The organism is Flavobacterium sp. GSB-24 (assembly GCF_027924665.1).
GTDB lineage: Bacteria > Bacteroidota > Bacteroidia > Flavobacteriales > Flavobacteriaceae > Flavobacterium.
In genome coordinates, this window is sequence record NZ_AP027043.1 from 2,239,010 (window position 1) to 2,262,359 (window position 23,350).

The window sequence follows — 23,350 nt, forward strand, 5'->3', positions numbered from 1 at the left end:
AGTCATTGCTTTATAATTGCTAAAAAGTAAAATATCTCAAAATGAATTATAACAAAACCAAACATTCAATTCTAAAACTTTTTCTGGAAGTAAAACTAAATTATATTGAAGAATATCATGAGTTTAGAGAAGCGTTTTTGACAATTGATCAAATAGTAAAAAAGAAGAATTTAGACTATGACGTCGTTAAAGTTATACTCGCTTCGTTATCCGCTAATGAAGAAATAAAATTACAGAATCTGAACGTCGATAATGAATACAGTTTCTTAGGTTATGCAATCACCAATAAAGGCGTATTTGCTTATGAAGATAAAAAGTATCTGCGTATCAAAACCGAACGTTCAAGAGCAAATTGGAGTTTTGCGGTGTCTATTGCTTCTTTTGCAGTTTCATTAATTGCAATACTCTTGACCTTGCAGAAATCAAAACCAGATATTACACAAGTTGATAAAAATGCAATAGAAGTCAAAAAAAAAAATGCTTCTTTACAGGTCAAAGTTATTGATTCTGCAAAAGTTAAAAAGCAAAAAGCATTACAATCGGAATGACTTAAAAACTGCAAAAAAATCGGTGACAGCCAACAGAGATGTGCAATATAAATGGTATTTTGCTTGAAATTACTAAGTTTAAATTTTAGTTACATTTAAAATTAATTAGTAAAGATCCTGCTACTTAACCAACTCTTGGAACATTGATGAATGTATAAAAATTCACAACACATAATAACATGGAATTAGAAGGAATATTTTCTGGATATCTTCATAAATCTGAACAGCTAAATATAGCTAAAAGTTCTATGAATGAGATCGCAGTGAATGAAATAGAATAGGTTTAAGTGATTAAAGAGAGCATATGGTTCGTCTTTTCTTGGCTAGAAATCACGAGGGTGAAAGCTTACAGACCTTTATGATTTAATTTAACAAAAAATATGGCTTTTTACGCCAAAATAAAAACATTTTAAAATAGATTAGATGAGTTATAATATAAATGACATAAAAATTGGAGACGAAGTATTTTTTCATTCTACTACTACGCAAAATAACCATGATCTGTACTGGACAGTAACGGGATTCACTGGAAACAGAATTCATATTAATCTTGATAAATTTGGTATTTATCAAGATTGGACAATAGATATTAAAGACGTTGTTGCTCATATACCTGTTTAGCATTTAGATTTAAATATAATGTAATACTGATAAAGGCACGCATTCGTTGTCTTATAATGATTTTACAAAATAAAGAGAAATGAAATTTACAATTTACTCAACAAAAGAGCAAAGAAGAGAATTAGAATATGAGGTTCTTTCTCAAGAATTTTATGCATATATAACAAGACATTTAATGCATTGGACAGAAGAACCTGAACACGCCGAATCGATAATTTTTAGAAAGAACATTATTATCAACTTATCGAGTACATTATTAACAAGAAACATATATGTTTTGGAATCCGACGATAATGGTTTTTATCAAGAAGCTGAATACGCGTGGCACGATAGTAATTTTCATTTAGCTATTCGCAGATTGGATACGCTGCAATTTATTGAATTTGTTGGAGAGATACTTGATAAAGAAATAATAGATTTAGAATTTATTAATGATGCTCTAAAGGAAGAAAATGCCTCGTTTGAATTTATAAACAAAGAGACAACTTTTGGAATAAAAGTATTTCCAATTGGAGAAATCGAAGCAGAGAACTTTGGTGATCAGCATCAAAATATTCGGTTGCTAGTAGATCGAATGGATAATGCTTTAAGCATGAAAGATTATTCAAATGTACTGCACTCAAGCGCTACAATTTTTGAAACAATGGCAAAAGAAGTAATTAGTTCAGAAAGTATACAAAATGAATCACTGGGAGGATTTTTTAACAAATACAGGAATGAATCAAAATTACCGCCTGTAATATTAGACTATATTTTAGAAATTTATAAAAAACGAAATACCAGCCCCCTAGCCGGACATGGAAGTTTAGCAATTCCTACTGTTACTAATGAAGAGGCAGTTATCTTATGCCAAATGACAAAAGCTTTTGTGAAAATTGAATCAGAACTTCAAAGACAAATAGGTGCCAAGTAAGCCTATAATCCAAAGAGTGATATTTTTGAATTATAATACGATATCATCCTTTTTCAATTCTTCAATAAAATATTTAGGCGTTATTCCCGTGCAGCTTACAAAAGCGTTAACAAACCTTCTGGTTGTGCTGAAACCTGCCTCCTCTGCAAGGGCTGTGTGCGTGTAATTCTGTAGAATCTTTTCATTTCTAATTCTTTGAGCAATATAGTTGACCTTTAAAGAGTTGATGTAATCATTGAATTTTTTATTTCTGTGACGGACAATAATCAGCGATAAGTACTTTGTATTAGTATTGAAATAGCTGGCTAATTTTGTGAGAGTCAGATCTTTTTCAAGGAATTTTTTACTGTTCTCAAATTTTAATAAGGATTGTAGAACTGCGGCTTCCGCACCTCTGCTCATTGAAAAATCTACATCTTCACCTTTATCATTTTTAGATTTTTCCGCCTCTTCAATTTTTTGCAGCAGCTCTTTGTAATTCTTTTTCGATTCTTTTTTGTTTTTACGGCATCGGATTTTCCCATAGATTATAAAGAGCAACATAATACCGATGATAGATATGAATATAACATCATTGTATTTTCGATGATTTAAGGAACTTTTTAATTGCTGCTGCTCTTTCAGCAGATCCCGAGTATCATATTCTTTGCGGATTTTTCCCTGAAGATAGGCGTAGGTTAAATGCATCTTTTTGTCAATATCAAGTAATTTTTCGATATAATGGAGCTGCTCTTTGAGCATGTGTTTTTCTTTATAATAAGAAATCATATACTCATATGCCTGTCTTAAATCAGGTCGCATATAATCATGCTCTGAATATCCCCTGTCCACTTTTTTAAAATACGACAATGCTTTTTCCTTATCATTCAGACCCCAATGGTTTTTCCCCATGTAAAAATAACTTACCATCTCATTGGAAAAATCTTTGTTGGCACGAATACCAGGGAGCGCATATTGTAATTTATTTAAACTAATTTCATAATTGTTTATCATGGATTGGTTTATTCCTTCAGACTGGATGAAATAGAATTTCATTTCTGAGTTTCCGGTCTTTATACCCTCGGCAATTCCCTTTTCATTAATTGAGGTACATAGTGCATGATTGCCAATCATCTTGTAACATGCTCCGATTGAATGCAGAGAATTTAGATAGGCTCTTGGATTATTACCCTTAAAATAATCAATACACTGCTGAAAAAGGGAAATCGCTTCATTATAATAACCGAGGTAAAATTTGATTTGTGCAATCTGGTATTTTGTTTTATAAATTAAGTAATCATCATTTGTCTTTGCAATATATTGATCTGCTATTAAATAATTGTTCATCGCCTCGGAAAGGCGTTTTTGGCCATAGAATGCAACTCCTTTTGATAGATAAGCTGATCCGATAATTTCATTTTCTTTTGATTTTCTGGCTGCCCAAACCATACTGTCGGCATAGATGAGTTTTAGCTCATTTGGGGCATAATAAATATAATTTTTGTACGCATTGGAAAGCTCTTCCCAATTTCTCTCCAACTTGGCTTTTATCAAAAAGGTTTGTAGGTATATTGATTGATTTTGCCTGCTGATATTCTGTTTTTCTATGCAGTCAAAAAGATAGTCAAAATCTCTATTTTGTAACGAATCAGGAATTTGGTTTATATGTTTTTGCGCGTTTGTATACTGGATTAAACACAAAAACATTACAAGTAAATGTCTTACCATAAATTAAATTTAAGGGGTTTGTTTTGGCAGTAAAACTATTTAATACAAAAATGTTTTAACAAGAAGACTGGCAGGGATACACGAGTGTGCAAACAATCAAATATACTTATAAATACAGAAAATAACTAATAAAATATACTGTGTCGATTTTCTGAAAAATGCTAGTAATAATGCTGTAAATGGCCAGACTAACTTTTGTCAGGCGGATTTTTTGCGTATAGTTTTGCCTTTGAATTCAAAGCACACATTCTGGATTCTTTCCAGAGAATTATTCTGCTTTCCCCGGGTGAAAAATGAGATAAAAAAGTAATCAATCACATTTAACACAACGTAAAGATGAAAAAATTAAAGTTATGGCTTTTAATACTGCCATTTATCACAATTGCTTGTTCAGAAGATTATACGGTAAAAACTAAAGACACCACAGCAGCAGCCTCAAAGAAATTCAATGAATTTGAAAAGTTGCAAGTAAGTTCAGATTACCTTGAAAATCCTTTTGACAAAACAGGAAGGATATACAATGAAATTCTGGATATTTTTTGTCACAACGATTTTAAACTGAATTCAATTGAAGGTGCCGCCATTCTGATTGATTCAGTTGCAATGGCATATCCTGAGCTGAGGTCATTATCAGCTGATGGTAGATTGCACGGAAAAACACAAGAAATGCAATGGATCATAAATCATGATGATCCGATCAATGAGGCAATTTTAAATTCAACTTTGAATGAAGCGGCTCGAATGAGTTTCTCCGGATTTGTGCAATCATTTACACTCGTTGCAGATGCTCCCAATGAATCTGTGCATTCTATGATTGTTTCTTACGAACAGTGCATTCTGCACAGCAGTAAGTTCAGCGGTAATGATAAAAGAATAATTCTCACAACAACTTCAATTGTCCGATATTCTGTTGAAAGGAAAAGAAAGGATAAAGATTGGGATACTTCTGTAACGAAAATTGCCGCTGCGTCTTTGGGGGCTAATCAGGATATTGCTCTAAGTCTTAAAATGGCCTTAGCAGTTGGAATATGTCAAAAGAAAAACATCACAAAGTAGTTTTAATTGTACTGCATTATTATCAAGGTGCTGCTGAAATTTTTATGAGTCATCTTTTGACAGTATTGAATTAGGCAGCCTCTATTTCATCATAGTTCCTATAATCTAAAATGATTTAATCATAAAAACTCATACCTTGGGGAATAAAACAGATAAATTCTGGTTAACACAATTAAAAGCAGCATACCTTAAAGATATCACATCTGTAAAGGCGGGTAATGCACTTTTTGTCCCAGGCTGGCTGTCGCTGGTTTTTGTGGTCGCCGGCACTATCCGTTTTAAAGAAGGATCTTGCACTGTTGAGCTTTCTGCTGGAGATCTTTTTCTTGTTCCCAGTGCGGCAAAACTTGATGCTGTTCCTTCGCCTGCTCAGATTTGTCTGCTCTGTTGTGCAATAGAATTTGTAAATAATATCAGGATTGTAAAGTTTGGATTTGGTTATGCAAAAGCGATACCTTATCAGGACGCCTTTGTCTTGTCGCTGATGCTGGCTGAAGGAGGTTATATGATTTCACTTTTTGAAATTCTTACTAGAAATATTTCCAATAAAGATGCGGTTTTCCAAGATGAACTGATTCTGTTGTGTGTCAGTATGATACTCTACGAATATATTGAACTACGCTTTAAATATGATAAAAATACCCAAAAGGTCCCCTACAGTGAAAAAATCGTCAGGAGTTTTATCAAACAGGTTCAGAACAATTGTGTAGCGCATCATGATGTAAAATTTTATGCTGATGCCCTTTTTGTAAGCAAGGGACATCTGGGCAAATTAGTTCGAAGTAATTTGGGTATATCTGCCAAATACTTCATAGAGTTGGCTATTATTTCAGAATCGTACCTACTGCTGGAAGACGATGGACTTTCCATAACTGATATAGCCGAGAAACTTCACTTTGACAGTTGTTCATCCTTCAGCGGTTTTTTTAAAAAGCATACCAAACTAACACCCACCCAATATCGTAGAAGTCTCAAATTTTAATTCCTAACCTAAGAAAAATATGAATGTAAATTTACTAAACCGTACTATTTTTTACTAATAGTTTTTGCTTGTGGAACAGTTCTGATTTCAACTTCTAAAAATGTATTTAAAATGTTGGTACAATTTTGTTTACAGCTGTCGGAACTATTGTAAAAGATGCTGCATTAAATCGATGTACTATGACACCATTGAATTCAATTATTTCCCAAATCAGTATTAAAGAAGTTAAAGTCTCCAGTGAAACTTCTCATCTCATTGATGAGGCTTATCAGATGACTATATATCTTAAAGAAGTCCTGCATACCGCGCGGGAATATGTAGTACAGGAAGGATTTAAAAATGAAGCAGAGGAAATAGAATTTTTCCGGAGTATTAAACCATTAATTTTAGGCAAATTAATTTATTACAATAAGGTATTCCGTATTGAAACCATCTGTCCGGTAAAAGATGGTCAGATGTACCAGAAATTTTTTATGAACCAGCTCCAGCAACTCAAGGGCCAGTTTAAAAAATGTATTTTCGGTTCTCATTTTTATCGTTACTACAGGTCGGGCAGGAGTGACCGTGACGGGGAATATTTTTTAAGAGGAAAGATTAATTACGGTGACGGGCTCAATAGTTATGTTTTTGAAATAGATCACAGGTTTTCTACCTATTATGACTATAAAATGGCACAAATTATTGCCAATGAATTAATTTACAACTATCTGCTGACAAAAATAAAACCAGAAGGTTCTTCTAGTTCATTACTACAGAGTCCTGATTCTACCAAAGATATTTTCTGGACTGATTCAAAAAATGCCCTTATTGAATTAATTTATGCACTTCATGCTTCTGGAGTGATATCACATGGAACGATCGGGATACGTAAAATTACCTTGGTTTTTCAGATACTTTTTCGAATATCTCTGGGTGACGTTCATCATTCGTTTCATCGAATGAAAGACAGGGCAGGAGCCAGGACCTCTTTTCTGGATCATCTGAAATCCTCTTTGGAACAATATATGGACAAAGGACTCTGATTCTGTTTTAATAAATAGCTTTTATCATGGCCATAACTGCCAATTGGCAGAGCTTATTATTTTGGATATTACTTCATTTTATTAGTTCCAGCTTCAATTTTGCTATCTGATCACTGAGTTCTCATACAAAAAATTGTCGCTGCCAATGGGCATTACTTGGCAGATAATATTTTTTTCATGTATCAATTTTGTGGTGTTGAACTTAAAAAATTGATTATGAATTTGGATAGAATAGAATTTATGGCATGGATGGAGCGAATCATGGAAAGGTTTGATGTGCTTATGGAATTGCTAAAGGACACTAAAAATCAACATACCAGTTTTGAGGGTGAAGAGCTGCTTGATAATCAGGACCTTTTACAAATGCTGAAAATAAGTGCCAGATCCCTGCAGCGTTACCGATCATCAGGCAGGCTTCCTTACTACACTATCAGTGGAAAAATATATTATAAACTCTCTGATGTTCACCAGTTCGTTAGAGAAAGCTTCTCGGTGCAGCGCAATAACATAAAAGCCAATAAATGACAAGTAAGGCTGTCTACGGCCACTTGGGCGAAAATAAGAAAAGCTTCTTTTACTTTCGATGCCTAACTTAAAAACTCGAGGCTATGAGTGAACAAACCACAGATAAAGCAAAATTTCCCGAAGAGCTATCGGATATACTATTGGTATTCGATAAAGAGAAAAAGAAAATTCAAGCGGTAAAGGGTATTGATCAAGATGGTAATCTGCAAACTGTTGACCCCACAAAGAAAAATCAGAATCAGTTTATGCGTGTAGACCGGCAGGGGGATTTGTTTTCCAACTTCTTTTCCAATTTTTTCAGCCAGCTTAAGAATCCTACCAATTTCATGTTCTTCAAAGTGCCAGCACCATTGGCTGTTAATGCGGCAAAAGAACTGCGGGAACAAGTTAATAATCCAACCCCTGAGTTTGAACAAATCTTAAAAAATAATGAGATTAGGATGGAAGAACTAAAAAGTAATAAACAAGAAAATAAAGATATTATGGAAACAACACAGACAAATCCGGAAGCCGGTGAATACAAATATAAACCGGAACAGATTGATTGGGAAACTATGAACCATCTGGGACTTAGTAAAGACAAGCTTGAAAAAATGAACCTGCTTGACCCGATGCTTAAAGGATACAAAACAAATGAGCTGGTACCGATCAGCTTGAACCTTGGAACCGCGGTTACCCGTCTGGATGCCCGTCTATCGCTTAAACTCAATAATGCGGGAGAAGTTGTAGTGGCCATTCACGGTATCCGCAAAGGACCAAATCTAAATTATCCCTTCTTCGGGCATGAATTCACCAAGGAAGATAAAGATAATCTTATCCGAACAGGTAACATGGGGCGCACCGTGGATCTGATCAATCCTAAAACAAATGAAATACAGCCCTCCCTAATCAGCGTGGACAGATTGACCAATGAAGTGGTAGCCTTTCGCCGTGATTATATTAAAATCCCCGAGGAAATTAAAGGCGTAAAACTCAGCGAAGATCAAAAGCAGACCCTGCTGGAAGGAAAACCACTTTTTATTGAAGGCATGGTTTCCAAAAAAGGAGATGCATTTGATGCAACGGTACAATTCAATGCTGATAAACGTTTTGTAGAATTCCTATTTGACAGAAACAATACCAATAAACAAACCGTGGATAATGTACAGAATCAAACACTGGAAGCCTCGAAAACTTTTAGAGGAAAAGAACTCGATGATACACAATACCAAAAACTCAACGAAGGACAGACTGTTTACCTCAGCGGACTCGTGGATAAGAAAGGGAAGGAGTATAATGGGTACATTACTTTTAACAAAGAAACCAGTAAAATAGACTTTTCTTTTCAAAATCCAGATAAAATCAATGAACAGGCACAACCTGCAGAAGGATATAAAACCCAGACTGCGGTCAACTCTGAAGGAAAAAACAATGAAGCGACCAAGAATTCCAAAGAAACTCTGAAATCCGGGCAGACTAGTCCCGATAACAAAAAGCAACTGGAAGAGCAGGAAGTATCTGAAAACACTGTCAAAGCAAAAGGTCGTAAAATGTAATGTTTATGAAAACAGTTATTGCAGAAAAACCAAGTGTAGCAAGGGAGATAGCTGTGTTTTTAGGAGCCTCAGAAAAAAAAGAGGGTTACTATAAAGGCAACGGCTATTTTGTTACCTGGACCTTTGGCCATTTAGTGGGACTTGGCATGCCCGAAGATTATGGGATTTCAGGATTTGAAAAAACTTCCCTTCCGATACTTCCTGATCCTTATGTACTTGTAGTGCGTAAACAAAAAAAAGACAAAGGTTACGTTGTGGATCCAGATGCATTAAGGCAGCTCAAAGTGATTGAAAAGGTTATCACACTTAGTGAGAAGATTATAGTTGCCACCGATGCCGGACGTGAAGGAGAGCTGATATTCAGATATATCTATGAATACCTGAAATGCAGCAAACCTTTTGAACGTCTTTGGATCAGTTCGCTTACTGAGAAGGGCATCAGGCAGGGCTTTGAGAACCTGAAAACAGGAACCGATTTTGATGGCTTATTCCATGCTGCCCAAGGTAGAAGTCGTGCTGATTGGCTGGTAGGTATTAATGCTTCCCAAGCACTCTCTATTGTTCAGGGTGATGGAACCTATTCACTCGGCAGGGTACAGACTCCCGTATTGGCGTTGATTTGCAGACGCTTTTTGGAAAACCAAACATTTTCAGTGCAAAAGTACTGGCAGATTGAGTTATCCCATACCAAGGACTTTGTTAGCTTTAAAAGCCATTCTGAGAAGAAATGGGATACTGAAAAGCAGGCGCAAGATGCCTTTAAGTCCATCAAAAGGAATGAAAATAGTGCTTTAATTACATCAATTGAAATTAAAAATGTGATACAGCAGCCACCTTTACTGTTTGATTTGACGGGCTTGCAGAAGGAAGCCAACAAAAAACTTAACCTATCGGCGGAAGAAACTCTCAGCATTGTTCAGGGCCTTTACGAAAAGAAGTTTATTACCTATCCGCGTACCGGAAGCAAATACATTCCGGAAGATATCTGGGAGGAGATCCCCAATCTTATTAAAGTACTGCAGTATCAGGAAAAATTTAAAGAAGCTACAAACAAATTAAAGTTGGGACGTTTAAATAAAAGGATCGTCAATGATTTGCGCGTTACTGATCACCATGCTCTACTTATTACCGATAAGGTAGCTTCGGGATTGACCGTTAAGGAAAATGCACTTTACAATATGATTGCTATTCGGCTGCTCGAAGCTGTTTCAGAAGCCTGCACCAAAGAAGTAACGGCAATTACTTTAGAGGTTTTACATTACAATTTTATCCTGAAGGGCTGTAAGTTAATTGAATCCGGCTGGCGTTCCATCACAGGAATTTTCTTTGAAACTGCCGAGACTGGGCAGCAACTTCCCACACTTAAGAAAGAAGAGCAGATAAAAATAAAACAGGCCCTGGTTATTGAAAATAAAACCAAGGCGCCGGTTCTTTATACTGAAGCCGGGCTTTTATCAGCCATGGAAACCTCTGGAAAAGAAATAGAGAACTACGAAGAGCGCAAGGCATTACTACAAATAGGAATTGGTACACCCGCTACCAGAGCCTCTATTATAGAAACTTTATTTGAACGCAGATACATTCAAAGGGAAATAAAATCGCTGATTCCGACCCAAAAAGGATTGAAGGTATATGAACTTGTCAAAGACAAAAAGATTGCCGATGTGGCAATGACGGCCCAGTGGGAAGTAGTTTTACAAAAGATTCAAAATAAAGAGGCAGATGCCGCAGCTTTTCAAAAAGAAATGGAATCTTTCGCATCTTCTATTACTGAGGAACTCCTGCAATCCTCGAGTTCAAAAATCCAAGTCCCTGAGCTTTTTTGTCCAAAATGTAAAAAAGAAAAACTGATAATCAGGGACAATATTGTTAAATGTCCTGACAAGATATGCAGCTGGCTGCAGTTTCGCAATGTGTGCGGAGCGCAGCTTACTATTAATGAAATTGAAAATCTTGTGCACAATGGGAAAACTTCCCTAATCAAGGGAATGAAAAGCAGAGCGGGAAAGAAGTTTAATGCCTACATTATGCTCAACGAAAAATGGGAAAGCTCTTTTGAATTTGAGAAAAACAAATCTTCACCTAAATCATGAGTACTTCTAGCATTAACTAAAAAGAAATAGAAAACCAGATTTACATGCAAAAGGAAAACAAGTCAAAATCGACAGTGATCTTGCCAGAATTTATCATGTAGAAACAAACGGTTTTAATCAGTCAGTTAAAGATAATGTCGGATGCTTCCTTAAAAAAAACGTTTTCAATCAAGGAATTTTTATGCTCTCGGGAGTACTTAGAAACGATACTGACGTAAAGGTGGGTATGAGATATTTAATTCTTTGACAATGAATTACACTGATTGTTTTTTATAGTTATACCAATAGATTAAGATAATTCAGTGCATTTTTTCTAAAAAAATCGTCTCTGTTTTCTTCTGAAAAACCAATTTCATTAAATAACTTGATATAATTAGAAATATAAACTTGGTTTACGCCCTCCTGGAACAACATATGCCAATCACTTCCATAAATTATTTTTTTAGAAAAAATAGGCTCACTTCTAAAAAGATTTAGAAGTCTTACTCTAAGATTAGAATATTCACCTACATGGGTAAGCTCATCTAAGTATGCTACATCGCAATACACATTTTTATATACTACACATAATTTGAATACAATTTTTGCATACGAAGAATTCCAATTCGTTTGGTTCGCATCATTTCCAATTAATAAATCAGTAATTTGAGATTCTAAAATTTCATCTTGTGGGGAAACATTAGAAAACCAACCTTCACCACCACCTGCATGTGCAAGACAAAGACGAAGTTCTGGATATTTTTTTAAAGTTTTTAGCCAGTACATTGGACTTGAATTATAACCGCTGTGTTTTGTTGGTTGAGATTCAAAACCTTCTTTATTGCAGTGAGCAAAAAGAGGTATGCTCTTACTTATACAATATTGAAAAAGATCTTCAATACGCTCTTTATACTGTGGATCATCGTATGAACGATATCCCATTGGAGGATAGAATTTAATTCCTTTAAATCCTTTGTTTTCAATGGCATTTTTAATTATTTCAATACAATCCTTTTTACTAGGATCAAAGGCAACGAAACCAAAAATCTTATTGTTATATTTTTTATTTAGGTTATACATGTTTTGAATTTGCTCTTCTGCAAAATCAAAATAAGAGTTGTATTTTTTAGCTAATAAATTATCATTAAAAAAGTTATCTACATCCATCATATGATGGATGTATAAATCTACCTCTTTTTCATCTTTTGTAACCAAGTAATTAAGGATTTCTTCTTCGCTTCTTTGCATAAAACGGAACCATTTAAAATAATTCGCAAGTTGTTTTACTTTAGTACAAAGCCATTCGATTAGTCGCTCAAATAAATTGCGTAATTTTTGAAAGATATTTTGATTTTGCTCCAGTAGGAAAGAACTGGTCATTGTAAAATCTATAATTTCATCTTCAGCTAAAAAATTATCAAGTATTGCTTCAGTTTGAAATTCTTGCAATCCAGTGATAATTTCGGGTTCTAAAAATTGCTCATCCGGAATTACATTTACAATTTCTTTCTTAATCTGGTAAAAATCTCTTTCTAAAAAATTTATCTCCAGATTTTTATTGAAGGTAAAAAAATCGTGATTGCTATCTTGTTTTTTTAAAATGTCAAAATTTTCATTGGAATTATCGAACATACTATCGGTATGACTTATCAATAAACGTTCTATAGCAATTGCGATATTATGTGTAATATAGGGTTCGGCATATCTTTTTAAAATTCCAGCAACTGGAAGATATTTTAAATTAAATAAGTGAGTGTGAATATCTATTTTTCTTACCATGGCCACAAAGTATTATATGAAAGTTCTTAATTTTTTTTACTCGTTAAAAGATGCCAAATACTAAACAAAACTGTTAGCTTTAATTTGGTAATAGTTATAGAAAGTAGATTTTTACATTTTAGCTGCGACTGTATTTTCGTAACGTACGGTCTGTATTTTCATAATTTTCGTCTAATGCACCATTTGGAAAATAAATATAGGATGGTCTAATTTCTGTGCTACCCACTCTGGAATTAAGGGAACAGAATTTTTCTTCCTGAGAATTTACCCATTCTTCTTTTGTTAACGGACTTTCTGCTATTGATGGATCAATAACATATTCTTTGATTTGATCATTTTCTTGGACCTTAACTAGCGGAGCAACATGATACCACCAATATATACAAGTTAATCCATCTTTGACAGCTAGTTTATAAACAGCATCATTATTCCTGGGTGTAACGGAATCGTATGAAAATATTTTCTCTGAATTATAACCATAAATTTCTTCTATAATATATCTCATTTTATGTGCCCTTGCATAACAGCCATCTTTTTTATAATGAAAAGGAATACAGGGGGATATAGATTGTTGAGTACTTTTACATGATTGTAATACAATAAAATTAAAAATATCGTTAAGCTTATCATGATTTTCGATCGAATGTTTTAAATCTTTTTTTACCTGAGGAAGGAAACGATTGTCTTTATAATAGCTTAGAGATGTAAGCTGCATAGGGGCCTTATTTACTTCAACTATTTCTTCTGTATTAATTTGATATACAATTTCCAGTTTTAAAGCATTTTGATGCGCTAATTCTAATAAATTTATTTTTTCTGCAAAGTCCTTAGAGGATTTAGCTAATTTAAAGTGAGTAGGGTTCTCAAAAAAGGCAATGTTGATAAAATTGTTATTCTCATTAAGTGATGCTATACTATAAAGCTCAGTATTATAATCTTTTCCATTAATAGTAATGAGATTTGAGTCATTATTATTAAGATTTTTATAAGTTCTTGAATTATCAGCCCTAGAGTCTGTGTCTGCAGTATTTAGTCTTGTGAAATCGTCACTATTGACCTTGGTTTCTACTAGTATTAAACTTTTTTCATCGACGAGTGATTCTCCGCAAAAGTATTTTCTTACTGCTTTTTGAATTGCATATGGGGCGGTATCCTGATTTTTCTCAGGTTTATCATTATCATGGGTAAAATCAATGTCTTTAGTGTGGTGACTTAAGGCATGAACACATTCGTGCACTAAAACTGCAGCATAAGTACAACCTGACCTGTTAGTGTTTGTATTTACAAATATCTGATTTGGATACGTTTTAGAATAAGCACCTCCAACGGAAGATGGTCTTTCATAGTGTGTTAAGGTAAGAACAAGATTAGACTCTTCAAATAACTTTGCAATTTTAGAAGGTTCCAGATCTGCTGGAATAGTTTCTCTAAAGGATTTTGTTCTAGAAGCTATTAACTGGAAAAATTCTGGAGAAGAAAGTATTTGGTTTGCCATTTTACACGCCTCACTAAATATCTGAAGTCCATCATTGTAAATTAGTTGTATAGCCATTTTATATATTTTTAGGTTTATTAAACCGAATGAGATTTATTCTTTATCTAAGAATAAACTTTCCTTATCAATTGATAGTAGTCTAAAATTATCTGAATTTCCTGTTTGTCTGTAAAATTTAGTATTTGCCGAGAGCCAGCTGGCTTTTACGTTAGCATCAGCCTGTGCTTGCTTATGTTTAGTATAAGCGCAGTCAGTAAGAACAATACCTCTTACAATTGCCCAGTCTTTTAAATTGGAATTAGGAATTGCTTTGATCTCATTTTTTAAATTTTCTAATTTTTTTGAATCGAATTTTTCTAGATTTATATAGTTAGTCTCGGTATATGATATTTTCATCATTTCATCAGATTCAATATTAATTCCACCTACTACAAAATCAGCATTAAATCTAGTTGAAGAAGTGAATGTTTGTTCATAGAAGTTTATAGGTTTTGCAATGCTAGTGAGTTCAGGTAATTCATTTTCTATTCGAACGTTATAAGTAACGGGAAATACTTCAAATTCACCATTAGGATAAAGCCTAATTAGTGATCCAATTAAAGCTGCTGGATTGTATTTAAGTGCATCGGCATTTTCAGTGACGTACATTTTATTGCTTATCCAAGTTGGAAGTACAGTTGCGTCAGCTGCTGTCGGGCTCTTGACTTCGGAAAGTTTGATTTTTTTTCCTGTTAAACTTTTCGTAGTGTAGGAATCTTTTATTCTGTTTAAAATATCTGCTGGAACTTTCTTTGTATCGTCACAAGCAATTATTAAAAAAACTAAAGTAAGTAATAGTATTGTTTTTTTCATTCTAAAAAAATTGAATTAATATTTTTTTTAATCTACCATTCTTATTAGATCATAACGGTTTTATTTATTCGCATGTTCGATCTATAATTTTAAAAAGTGAATTTATAAAATTTTTAAATTTAAATTTTAGGTATAAATACCTGTTTTTTAATAATTTATAAATTATCTTTGATAAAGGGAGTAATTCAAGGATTATTTTTTAGATTGGTTTAATAAGGTTGTTGTGTTAAAATCATTTTTTTGAATCAGAGTATTATTAACGGATAATGACCTTGAAATCTATTTGGATTATTTAACTTCTTTAGGAGTAACTTTTTGCACTAAGTGCTGTAAGTAAGGATCATTTTTTATCCGTTCCAACTCACCTTCAATAATCAGAACAATATCCCTTTTTATCTGTTTGTAATTAGCATCTATTTCTTGTTTCATATTGTCTTGGCCGTTATTGTCTTTAAAGCATAAAATCTCGGGAATTCTCTGATAGGCTTTTGTTTCGGCTGCTACTTTTTCATTATCCACCACGATTTCTGCGTGGAATATTTTCTGCTCGATACGCTGATCAAAATTGTCCGATACGGCGCCTACAAAAACACCCTGGGTCAATGTAGAAATTTTAGATCCAGGGATAAGACTGTCCAATTGTGTGGAAATGGAAGTAGAGGTATCATTACGGTTGATGGATAAACTCTGTCTTTTCTGCAGTACTTTTCCAAAACGTTCTGAGAGGTTTTTGGCAGTTTCGCCAACAACCTGACCGCTGAAAATGTTACCTACCGTATTTTGAATTACCTTACTTTCTTTGTCCCCATAATCACGGGTCAATTGCGAATAATCCTGAAATCCCAAACATACTGCCACCTTATTGCTCCTTGCAGTTGCAATAAGGTTATCGAGGCCCCTAAAGTAAATTGTGGGAAGCTCATCTATAATAACAGAACTCTTTAACTGACCTTTTTTATTGATGAGTTTTACTATACGGGAATTATATAGGCCGAGTGCTGCAGAATAAATATTCTGACGATCCGGATTATTGCCGACACAGAGTATCTTAGGTTCTTTGGGATTGTTGATGTCCAATGAAAAATCATCTCCGGTCATTACCCAATAGAGGCTAGGGGAGATCATACGCGATAATGGTATTTTTGCTGATGCAATCTGTCCCTGCAACTGATCCTGGGCCCCGCTTTGCCAGGCATCCATAAAAGGGGATAAGTAGTTTTCCAGTTCGGGATAGGAGGTGAGAATGGTAAATACATCTGCGTACTTTTTATTGAGTAATTCAATGGCGTGGGGAAATGTACAATACCTGCCATTATCATAAATCTTCAAAAACCATATGATAGCCGCCAGGAGAATAATCGGACTTTCAACAAAAAAATCCCCCTGCTTCTGTATCCAGCTTCGGTTCAGGTTCAGCATAATGGTATAAGCCGCTTCATAGGCATCGGAAATATCGCTCATGAAATCCGGATTTAGAGGATTGCAGCGATGGCTTTTTCTGGGGTTGTCAAAGTTGATGACATAGAATTTTGGTTTAACTTCATATTTATCGTGATGCTTTAATAAATGGTTATAGGCAATGGTAGATAGGTCATCAAACTTAAAATCGTAGATATACATCGAAAATCCTTTTTCAATCTGCTGCTTAATGTAATTATTGATAATGGCGTATGATTTACCTGATCCCGGAGTACCCAATACAATTGTGGCCCGAAATGGATTGACAATATTGATCCAGCCATAGTTCCATTTATTTTTATAATAAAATCTGGTAGGAAGATTAACGGAGTATTCATTTTCCATGAGTTTGGTTTCCTGCTGGAAGCTCTCGTTCTCATTGTTAAATACATCCTGCATCAGGTTGGTACGAAGTAACCGGCTGGTCCATAAACCGGCCATCATCAGAGAGATGTAACCCAGTCCCATAGTAAGGATATAAAAAAAGGCAGACTTATCCAATGATGTATTTAATAAAAAGGTATTCATAAAAAAAAGGACCAATCCAATACCTAAAGCCAAGTATATCTTATTTCGGCTTATTTTTGCGTTCTTTACACCTTTGGTACCCAAACAGCTTAATCCAAGTAATAGAATAGCAAATACCTTAGTGTAAAGCGTATTTGAAAAAATAGCTGCTGTGCGTTGGAAATTCCCCAATATCCTATTGATAAGCTCCAATGTCCATCCTCTATCAAGAAAAAAACTGTAACAGTACCAATAAACATGTGCCAGTACAAGCAGGATGCTAACAGCTCTCATAAACGCCATAATTTTGGCAAGTCCTCTTAAATCATCTTCTCCTTGCATTGTACTGAATTAAATACAGAAGTGAAGTTATATGGGAGTAGAAGATCAATAGTAAGGACGGTCTTGTATGTCAGCAGATGACGTTATTTGTCTGATAAGAACTTAAATACATTCCAATTATTTGCATAACTCCAATACTAGTGGTAATTTGGGATAATTAATTTCTAAAAAACAGCAGATGATTCCAAGAATGCCTTTATCTCAATTTCCTGTTAGTACAAATCAAGAAATTGAAATTGAAAACGCTTACATATGGATTAGAAAGTTTATTTCAGAAGAGGACTGGAATGGGAGAAAGAAAAAAATTGAAGATCATTTGAGCGGTATAATTAAAACTTCAGGGTTTTCTTCAGAACAAATAAATGAAGGTACTTTAGTTGCCATACAAAAAGACCAAATAGGTTGGTACTTATACCTTGTTCATACTTATTTATATGAACCCCATAAATATGAATTTTATCAGGGAGCCAGGGTAATTCCCATATTTCATCGCTTGGGCACTGATCTTGATTTGCTAAAAAATATTGAAGGCATTAATAAAAAAATGCGTGATTTAGTCAGGAAAAGACCTTCGGAAGCAGATGCAATTTTATTTGAAATATTAACTGCACTTTTATGGACAAGAAATGGATGGACGGTAAAGATAATTGCAGAAGGAAAATCGGGTAAAACTCCTGATTTTTTAGTTTCCAAAGGTATGGAGCAATGGCAGATTGAATGCAAAAGACAAATGAAGACATCCGATTACACTTATAAAGAAACAAATAAAAGACAGATTCTTATTTCTCAAATAAGTAAAATATTGCTTCATTATAATGTATTATTGGATATTACTTTTCATGTTGAATTAATATCACTCCCAGACACTTACTTGTATGATATTCTTAAAGATATAATTCCCAAGAATAAGATATCAGGAAGGATAATTTCAAATGAAAAAGTAGATATAGATTTTTCATTTGTTGATATTTCAGCCTTTCAAAGGCATGTTAAGGAATTTTTTGTGAAAAATAACTCTCCCCAGCATTTCGAGCTTATAGCCAGTAAACCTATAGATCATTCAAGTTTCACATCTGGTTTTATTGGGAACTTTTTTTATGTAGGGGAAGATAACGCGAACAACCTATATATATCAGATATTAGGAATGCTTACGGAGTACATTGTTATTGTGATGCCAGTGAAGCTATATTTGCGAAAGCCAGAGACGTCCGAAATCAAATAAATGATGCCATAAACCAATTCAGCTCAGATACCAATTCAATTATACATATCGGAATGGAAACCTTCGACGGACCGGAAGTTGAGAGGGCAAGATTGGAAAAGATAATCACTACAATGGAAAATATAAATATAAGTAAAGATCAAAACAGGCTCTGCTGGATTTATTATCATTATTTTCAATCATATTCAAGATCTTATCAGAACTGGTTCTTTGATGAAACTGTAAGTACAGCCACATCATTTATTAATCCGGTTCCATTATTAAAAAAAACATTTCTAGTTATTCCAGAAGATGAGCTTTCAATCAAAGATGCCTCTCATTGGGAAAGGGATTTGCCTTAATTACTGTTTTAAAATAAGAAAAAATATACTGCTATAAGTGCTATTTGTTCTTTCGTTTGCTCTTTTTTTTCAACTTATTGGCAAAATCCTGTTCCCCATAATCTTCGCCTTGTTCTTTGGGAAGCAAACCGCCTAATGCTTCAATCAAACCGTCTTCGTGTTTTTCATCATTTAAGAAGTCGAAGTAAGGATGTGGTTCTTCCGCAGGAAGATCTGCATCATTTGATGTAGATATTTTCGGTTGTAATTCTACTGGTACATTAATCTTCGGCTTGATGTTATTGTTCCAATAATCATTAAAGATATTGGCAGAAAGTTCCTTGCTCAAACGTGAACCGTTCCAAACGGTTTTAGAATTGTGGTCTATAAAAGTCATTCCATAAATGCGCCCTGTATCATTCCTCCTTACCACTACATTAATCCCCTGCTGGGCTAAATATTTTTTAAAAGCCAGCTCATCAGTAGTTGATTTTAAAGCTATGGTAACGGCTGATTGCAATATCTTTTGGGTTGGGAGGTCTTTCAAATCTGTTTTGCATTTTGCAAAATGCAATTCCAAAGCCGGAAGCCCTGCATCTTTACCAAACAATGAAGCCTTGAACGGATGCCCGGCTCTTTCACTTTTCTCGTTTAAAGGAATGTATAATAGACCATGCCGTAACTGCCCTTGTAATTCGCCCTCTACTTTTTCAGTCGCAATGTTAAACAGGGAAAGCAAGGCATTGTACTCGCCCAAAGTCTGAAACTTGTAATAATTCGGGAAGTGTCTAACTACTGAAGCAATTTGACTTTTCACATCTCCGGCTTTGTAATTTACAGGACGGAAAATTTTATTATTCTCCCGATGCTCCTTATCTGTTGCGGCTATCAATCCGTATTTTCTTTCCAGCTCACGGCACACATTCATAGACCGCATTTTCTCGAACTTGTCCGAAATCTTTTTGCCCTGCTCGTCCACACAAACCGATACAATATGAATATGGCTGCGGTCAATATCGGTATGTTTAAATACTACAAAAGGTTGCTGGCCATAACCCATTTCCCGCATATACTGTTCTGCCATTTCCCGGAATTTTTCATCGCTTACCTTGTCATCCGGGTGAGGATTGAGCGAAATATGCAGCGTATGTTTTTCGGTATTACGGTTGGCTATTAGGTAAGGCGCAAAAGACTGGGTTAATTGTGCTACGGAATAATACCCGTCAGCGTTTTCAATTATCTTATTGGTAAAAATAATTTGTCCGTTTTCGTTTTCAACCTTGAGCTGATTGTACGTCAATGCTCCATATAAATTGCTTCCTCTTCCAATCTTTGCGATCATTTTTTGAGATATTTTGCTTCAAATTCGTGACTTAACTCAATGATTTTTTGACATAAAGAAGCCATTTCGGCTGTCTGCTTTTCCAATTTATACAGATATGCAGCTGCTTTTTTCTCTGAAAAATGGCGATAAAGCAGCTTTACAATCTGGTTGTAATTCACTCCAACCAAGCGGAACTGGCTATAAAAAGTAGTCAGGCGCATATAAAAATCAATAGCTCCCTTATCGATCTTAACGGTTTTTATCTCCTTTCCAAACAATTGAGAAATGATAAACTTTGCTTTATTGGTCATTTGAGATGCTTCAAAAAGGGATAGTAGTTTTGCATTTTCCTGCTCGTTCAGGCGAAATACATGGCGGTAAATACTAGGATCATTTTTTGGTGTCCGGCCGCCTTTGTTTCGTTTTTTGTTATTGTTCTCGCTCATCATACATCCAATTTTAACTTCTTGAAAACCCTGACTTCGGAAGGTGTTTTTCAGCTCCCGGCAGGGCAAGTTGTTTTGAGGCACTAATCGAATTTCGAGTGCCTCAAAACACAACTTGCCGTGTTCTGGCGAACACTAAAATCCGCCCTGCGGGACGGATTAAATGTAGAGGGGAGAAACAGCTTAAGGCTGTTAACTTTTGTACCAGATAAGTCATATTGTTTTTGCATAAGTTGGTTACTAAAAATTACTATGCAAAGTAAATGTCTCTTCTGCGCAAAATTGTAATCAAGAACAGTGGCAAACAATGCCAACAAGTGTCAATACGTTCCACCTTCGAATAGGGACATATATAATGGCATTTCTTTGAATGTGCAGACAGATGCAGAAAGGTATTTATGTTGTTACGCAGATCTATAATTGTGTAGACATTCATTTAGACCTACATCAGTTTATGGATGCGGATATGTGCAGATGCACAGCTTTAAATACATAATTGTCTGTTTATAGAATTAGAAAAGTCAATAGGTATGATGGTACAAAATTAGTGATCTCGCTGCTTGCAGACCAATGGGCATATGACATTATTCAAGCAGTGGAATAAGTACTTCAATAGATATGTGTTTTTATACAATATTACATCTGTGTGAGTACTTGTAGATATATATTTCACTAAGAACAAATAGTAGTATATAATTTAATATATATAAAATGAAAACAGAACACAAACCAGTATTTATTGCCTTTTCCTCCCAAAAGGGAGGTGTAGGCAAATCCACCTTTACGGCGCTTACAGCCAGCACACTTCATTATCGTCTGGGTTACAATGTGGCAGTATTTGATGCAGACTTTCCCCAATATAGCCTGATGAAAATGAAGGCCCGTGATCTGTCTATGGTTATGGAGAATGATTTTTTAAAAAAGGCTGCATTTAAACAATTTTCAAGCATTAACAAAAAAGCGTATCCCATCATACAGCATAAAGCTGAAGGGGTACTGCGGGCTGCAGATGATTTTTTTGAAACTACAGATACTAAATTTGACTTTGTTTTTTTTGATCTTCCAGGAACGGTTAATACTCCAGGTATTTTAAAAGCCCTTGCCGGTATGCATCATATTTTTACGCCTATCACTGCAGATCGTGTGGTAATGGAAAGCTCGCTTATTTTTACCCAGCTGATGAAGGATGTAATTATGAAAGAAGGAGAAAACGCCATTAAAACGATAAATCTGTTTTGGAATCAGGTGGATGGTCGTGAACGCTCTCCTTTGTATGATCTCTACACTAAACTTATTGAAGAGCTGGGATTAAACCTGATGCAATGTCAGGTAATGAACAGCATACGATTCCGTAAAGAAAGTGAAGCAGGTGCTAAAACCGTTTTTCGTTCTACTTTGATGCCGCCGGATGAGCGCTTGATGAGTGTCTGCCGTTTGGACCAATTTATGACAGAATTTTTAAGAATAGTTCAATTGTAAGGTTATGGAAGAAAATCATCCAAAAAAAGAAAATATAGAAATCAACGAAGAATTGATGATGAACTTGATGGTAGACGGGGTAAAAAAGGAAGGCCTGCAGTTTGAGAAACAACAATCCGTAATTCCGATAAAGCCACCATTGGAAAAACCCATACCAAAGGACCGGAACCGGATCAGAAAAGTTACAGAGGATTATGAAAGCATCTTTTTCAAAAAGCCCACTACAAATGCACGAGATGGTAAGACGGTTTATATCCGTCCTGATTTTCATGAGAAGCTGACCCGTATAGTCCAGGTAATAGGCGAAGATAAGATAACTATTTATGCCTATTTGGACAATCTGCTGGATTATCACTTTCAGGAATTCGGTGAACAGATCACAACAAGTTTCAATGGTAAATACAAACCTATTTTATGATTATGGAAACAGTAATTCTAGTCTGCCTGTTGATAATTATTGCCCTAATGTTGCATGATAAAATTATTACCGATAGGAGCAAAGCACCAAAAAAAACACTTGAAAAATTTAGTGCGAATCTTCCCGATATTATGGGGCAGCCTAAGCTGCAAAAAAGCCTTTTGTTACCTAATAGTGCCAATGTAAGCCAAAAAAAAGACTCTGAGAAGAAAACAGATAATTTTGATGTTGAAATAGAGAAAGGTGATAATATACAAATGCCCCAGAAAGGGCAGGAAGATGTTTTAAAAAGTATACCTGATTTAGAGCAAGAGGAAGAGGATTGGAAAAGGTATGGAATATCTGATGGTGATGACGGTTTTGCCCAAGGGGTTACCTTTGAAGAGCTAAGTTCCGTGTGGATGCTTCTGAAAAATGATAAAGTGGAGCCCTATCAAAAAGAAGCTGCGGTTACGACAGTTCGGAAAATGCAAGGAACCGAATTATTTGCACTATTGGAAAATTCCATGGAAAGCACCTCCCGAAAAATAGGAGAGCTATTGGACGGGAGACTTTCTTCTGAAATCGAAGCAGACACTTCTACTTTTAGGAAAAATGATCTGAATGATTTTGATATTGGTGAGTTTGTGTAAGCAAGCTCTTTTTTTGTTTTTGCTAAACGTCTTTTTATGTATTAGCATCACTATTTAAATAATCATTAAAAATATTTTTAGTGTACTTTGTTCG

At 34.9% G+C, this 23,350-nt stretch carries 20 protein-coding genes; 13 read left to right on the plus strand and 7 right to left on the minus strand.

Annotated features, from left to right (window positions below; all coding sequences use genetic code 11):
- Positions 1-41 precede the first annotated feature (41 nt).
- From QMG60_RS09805 to QMG60_RS09815, 3 genes are all read left to right on the plus strand, one after another.
- Positions 42-548 (plus strand): hypothetical protein, encoded by a 507-nt coding sequence (locus QMG60_RS09805; protein ID WP_281867683.1) that lies wholly within the window; start codon positions 42-44, stop codon positions 546-548.
- A 423-nt stretch (positions 549-971) separates the two neighbouring features.
- Entirely contained in the window at positions 972-1,169 is a 198-nt protein-coding gene (locus tag QMG60_RS09810) for a hypothetical protein (RefSeq protein ID WP_281867684.1), read from the plus strand.
- A 79-nt stretch (positions 1,170-1,248) separates the two neighbouring features.
- Positions 1,249-2,082: a hypothetical protein gene (locus QMG60_RS09815; protein ID WP_281867685.1), complete on the plus strand. Its 834-nt coding sequence runs from the start codon at positions 1,249-1,251 to the stop codon at positions 2,080-2,082.
- A 30-nt stretch (positions 2,083-2,112) separates the two neighbouring features.
- On the opposite strand, the gene QMG60_RS09820 is transcribed toward QMG60_RS09815, so the two are convergent.
- Positions 2,113-3,789 (minus strand): helix-turn-helix domain-containing protein, encoded by a 1,677-nt coding sequence (locus QMG60_RS09820; RefSeq protein WP_281867686.1) that lies wholly within the window; start codon positions 3,787-3,789, stop codon positions 2,113-2,115.
- A 336-nt stretch (positions 3,790-4,125) separates the two neighbouring features.
- Between QMG60_RS09820 and QMG60_RS09825 the strand changes: the two genes are divergently transcribed.
- From QMG60_RS09825 to QMG60_RS09850, 6 genes are all read left to right on the plus strand, one after another.
- Entirely contained in the window at positions 4,126-4,845 is a 720-nt protein-coding gene (locus QMG60_RS09825; RefSeq protein ID WP_281867687.1) for a hypothetical protein, read from the plus strand.
- 136 nt (positions 4,846-4,981) lie between these two features.
- Positions 4,982-5,827, plus strand: coding sequence for a helix-turn-helix transcriptional regulator (locus tag QMG60_RS09830; RefSeq protein ID WP_281867688.1), 846 nt, complete (start codon positions 4,982-4,984; stop codon positions 5,825-5,827).
- A gap of 179 nt (positions 5,828-6,006) precedes the next feature.
- The gene (locus QMG60_RS09835) at positions 6,007-6,849 is read left to right on the plus strand and encodes an RteC domain-containing protein (protein WP_281867689.1); all 843 of its coding nucleotides are present in this window, start codon (positions 6,007-6,009) and stop codon (positions 6,847-6,849) included.
- Between the two features lie 216 nt (positions 6,850-7,065).
- On the plus strand, positions 7,066-7,374 hold the full coding sequence (locus QMG60_RS09840; protein ID WP_281867932.1) for a helix-turn-helix domain-containing protein: 309 nt from the start codon (positions 7,066-7,068) through the stop codon (positions 7,372-7,374).
- Between the two features lie 83 nt (positions 7,375-7,457).
- Positions 7,458-8,909, plus strand: coding sequence for a DUF3945 domain-containing protein (locus tag QMG60_RS09845; protein WP_281867690.1), 1,452 nt, complete (start codon positions 7,458-7,460; stop codon positions 8,907-8,909).
- Between the two features lie 5 nt (positions 8,910-8,914).
- Positions 8,915-11,002, plus strand: a complete 2,088-nt coding sequence (locus QMG60_RS09850) for a type IA DNA topoisomerase (RefSeq protein WP_281867691.1) — start codon at positions 8,915-8,917, stop codon at positions 11,000-11,002.
- A gap of 276 nt (positions 11,003-11,278) precedes the next feature.
- Here the strand turns inward: QMG60_RS09850 and QMG60_RS09855 are convergent, their stop codons facing one another.
- The 4 genes from QMG60_RS09855 to mobC form a co-directional block, all read right to left on the minus strand.
- Entirely contained in the window at positions 11,279-12,760 is a 1,482-nt protein-coding gene (locus QMG60_RS09855) for an amidohydrolase family protein (protein WP_281867692.1), read from the minus strand.
- A gap of 118 nt (positions 12,761-12,878) precedes the next feature.
- Positions 12,879-14,312 (minus strand): protein-glutamine glutaminase family protein, encoded by a 1,434-nt coding sequence (locus QMG60_RS09860; protein ID WP_281867693.1) that lies wholly within the window; start codon positions 14,310-14,312, stop codon positions 12,879-12,881.
- 36 nt (positions 14,313-14,348) lie between these two features.
- Positions 14,349-15,107 carry a hypothetical protein gene (locus tag QMG60_RS09865; protein WP_281867694.1) on the minus strand — a complete coding sequence of 253 codons (759 nt, stop codon included), beginning with the start codon at positions 15,105-15,107 and terminating at the stop codon, positions 14,349-14,351.
- Positions 15,108-15,395: 288 nt separating this feature from the next.
- On the minus strand, positions 15,396-17,414 hold the full coding sequence (gene mobC / locus QMG60_RS09870; RefSeq protein WP_281867695.1) for a conjugal transfer protein MobC: 2,019 nt from the start codon (positions 17,412-17,414) through the stop codon (positions 15,396-15,398).
- A 178-nt stretch (positions 17,415-17,592) separates the two neighbouring features.
- Between mobC and QMG60_RS09875 the strand changes: the two genes are divergently transcribed.
- Positions 17,593-18,978, plus strand: coding sequence for a hypothetical protein (locus QMG60_RS09875; protein ID WP_281867696.1), 1,386 nt, complete (start codon positions 17,593-17,595; stop codon positions 18,976-18,978).
- 40 nt (positions 18,979-19,018) lie between these two features.
- Here QMG60_RS09875 and mobB read toward each other — a convergent pair whose 3' ends face one another.
- Positions 19,019-20,299 carry a conjugal transfer protein MobB gene (gene mobB, locus QMG60_RS09880; RefSeq protein ID WP_281867697.1) on the minus strand — a complete coding sequence of 427 codons (1,281 nt, stop codon included), beginning with the start codon at positions 20,297-20,299 and terminating at the stop codon, positions 19,019-19,021.
- Positions 20,296-20,727 carry a conjugal transfer protein MobA gene (gene mobA / locus QMG60_RS09885; RefSeq protein WP_281867933.1) on the minus strand — a complete coding sequence of 144 codons (432 nt, stop codon included), beginning with the start codon at positions 20,725-20,727 and terminating at the stop codon, positions 20,296-20,298. Before mobA ends, mobB begins: the two co-directional genes overlap by 4 nt.
- Before the next feature lie 711 nt (positions 20,728-21,438).
- Between mobA and QMG60_RS09890 the strand changes: the two genes are divergently transcribed.
- The 3 genes from QMG60_RS09890 to QMG60_RS09900 are packed head-to-tail and all read left to right on the plus strand — an operon-like array spanning position 21,439 to position 23,256.
- Entirely contained in the window at positions 21,439-22,206 is a 768-nt protein-coding gene (locus tag QMG60_RS09890) for a ParA family protein (RefSeq protein ID WP_281867698.1), read from the plus strand.
- Between the two features lie 4 nt (positions 22,207-22,210).
- The gene (locus QMG60_RS09895; protein WP_281867699.1) at positions 22,211-22,624 is read left to right on the plus strand and encodes a DUF3408 domain-containing protein; all 414 of its coding nucleotides are present in this window, start codon (positions 22,211-22,213) and stop codon (positions 22,622-22,624) included.
- A gap of 2 nt (positions 22,625-22,626) precedes the next feature.
- Positions 22,627-23,256 (plus strand): conjugal transfer protein TraD, encoded by a 630-nt coding sequence (locus tag QMG60_RS09900; RefSeq protein ID WP_281867700.1) that lies wholly within the window; start codon positions 22,627-22,629, stop codon positions 23,254-23,256.
- Positions 23,257-23,350 lie beyond the last annotated feature (94 nt).

Coding starts and splice junctions, on each gene's coding strand:
- QMG60_RS09835 (WP_281867689.1), top strand. CDS start 6,007: ATGACACCATTGAATTCAATTATTTCCCAAATCAGTATTAAAGAAGTT.
- QMG60_RS09825 (WP_281867687.1), top strand. CDS start 4,126: ATGAAAAAATTAAAGTTATGGCTTTTAATACTGCCATTTATCACAATT.
- mobB (WP_281867697.1), bottom strand. CDS start 20,299: ATGATCGCAAAGATTGGAAGAGGAAGCAATTTATATGGAGCATTGACG.
- QMG60_RS09815 (WP_281867685.1), top strand. CDS start 1,249: ATGAAATTTACAATTTACTCAACAAAAGAGCAAAGAAGAGAATTAGAA.
- QMG60_RS09875 (WP_281867696.1), top strand. CDS start 17,593: ATGATTCCAAGAATGCCTTTATCTCAATTTCCTGTTAGTACAAATCAA.
- QMG60_RS09820 (WP_281867686.1), bottom strand. CDS start 3,789: ATGGTAAGACATTTACTTGTAATGTTTTTGTGTTTAATCCAGTATACA.
- QMG60_RS09850 (WP_281867691.1), top strand. CDS start 8,915: ATGAAAACAGTTATTGCAGAAAAACCAAGTGTAGCAAGGGAGATAGCT.
- mobA (WP_281867933.1), bottom strand. CDS start 20,727: ATGAGCGAGAACAATAACAAAAAACGAAACAAAGGCGGCCGGACACCA.
- QMG60_RS09900 (WP_281867700.1), top strand. CDS start 22,627: ATGGAAACAGTAATTCTAGTCTGCCTGTTGATAATTATTGCCCTAATG.
- QMG60_RS09810 (WP_281867684.1), top strand. CDS start 972: ATGAGTTATAATATAAATGACATAAAAATTGGAGACGAAGTATTTTTT.
- QMG60_RS09865 (WP_281867694.1), bottom strand. CDS start 15,107: ATGAAAAAAACAATACTATTACTTACTTTAGTTTTTTTAATAATTGCT.
- QMG60_RS09895 (WP_281867699.1), top strand. CDS start 22,211: ATGGAAGAAAATCATCCAAAAAAAGAAAATATAGAAATCAACGAAGAA.
- QMG60_RS09860 (WP_281867693.1), bottom strand. CDS start 14,312: ATGGCTATACAACTAATTTACAATGATGGACTTCAGATATTTAGTGAG.
- mobC (WP_281867695.1), bottom strand. CDS start 17,414: ATGCAAGGAGAAGATGATTTAAGAGGACTTGCCAAAATTATGGCGTTT.
- QMG60_RS09845 (WP_281867690.1), top strand. CDS start 7,458: ATGAGTGAACAAACCACAGATAAAGCAAAATTTCCCGAAGAGCTATCG.
- QMG60_RS09855 (WP_281867692.1), bottom strand. CDS start 12,760: ATGGTAAGAAAAATAGATATTCACACTCACTTATTTAATTTAAAATAT.
- QMG60_RS09805 (WP_281867683.1), top strand. CDS start 42: ATGAATTATAACAAAACCAAACATTCAATTCTAAAACTTTTTCTGGAA.
- QMG60_RS09840 (WP_281867932.1), top strand. CDS start 7,066: ATGAATTTGGATAGAATAGAATTTATGGCATGGATGGAGCGAATCATG.
- QMG60_RS09890 (WP_281867698.1), top strand. CDS start 21,439: ATGAAAACAGAACACAAACCAGTATTTATTGCCTTTTCCTCCCAAAAG.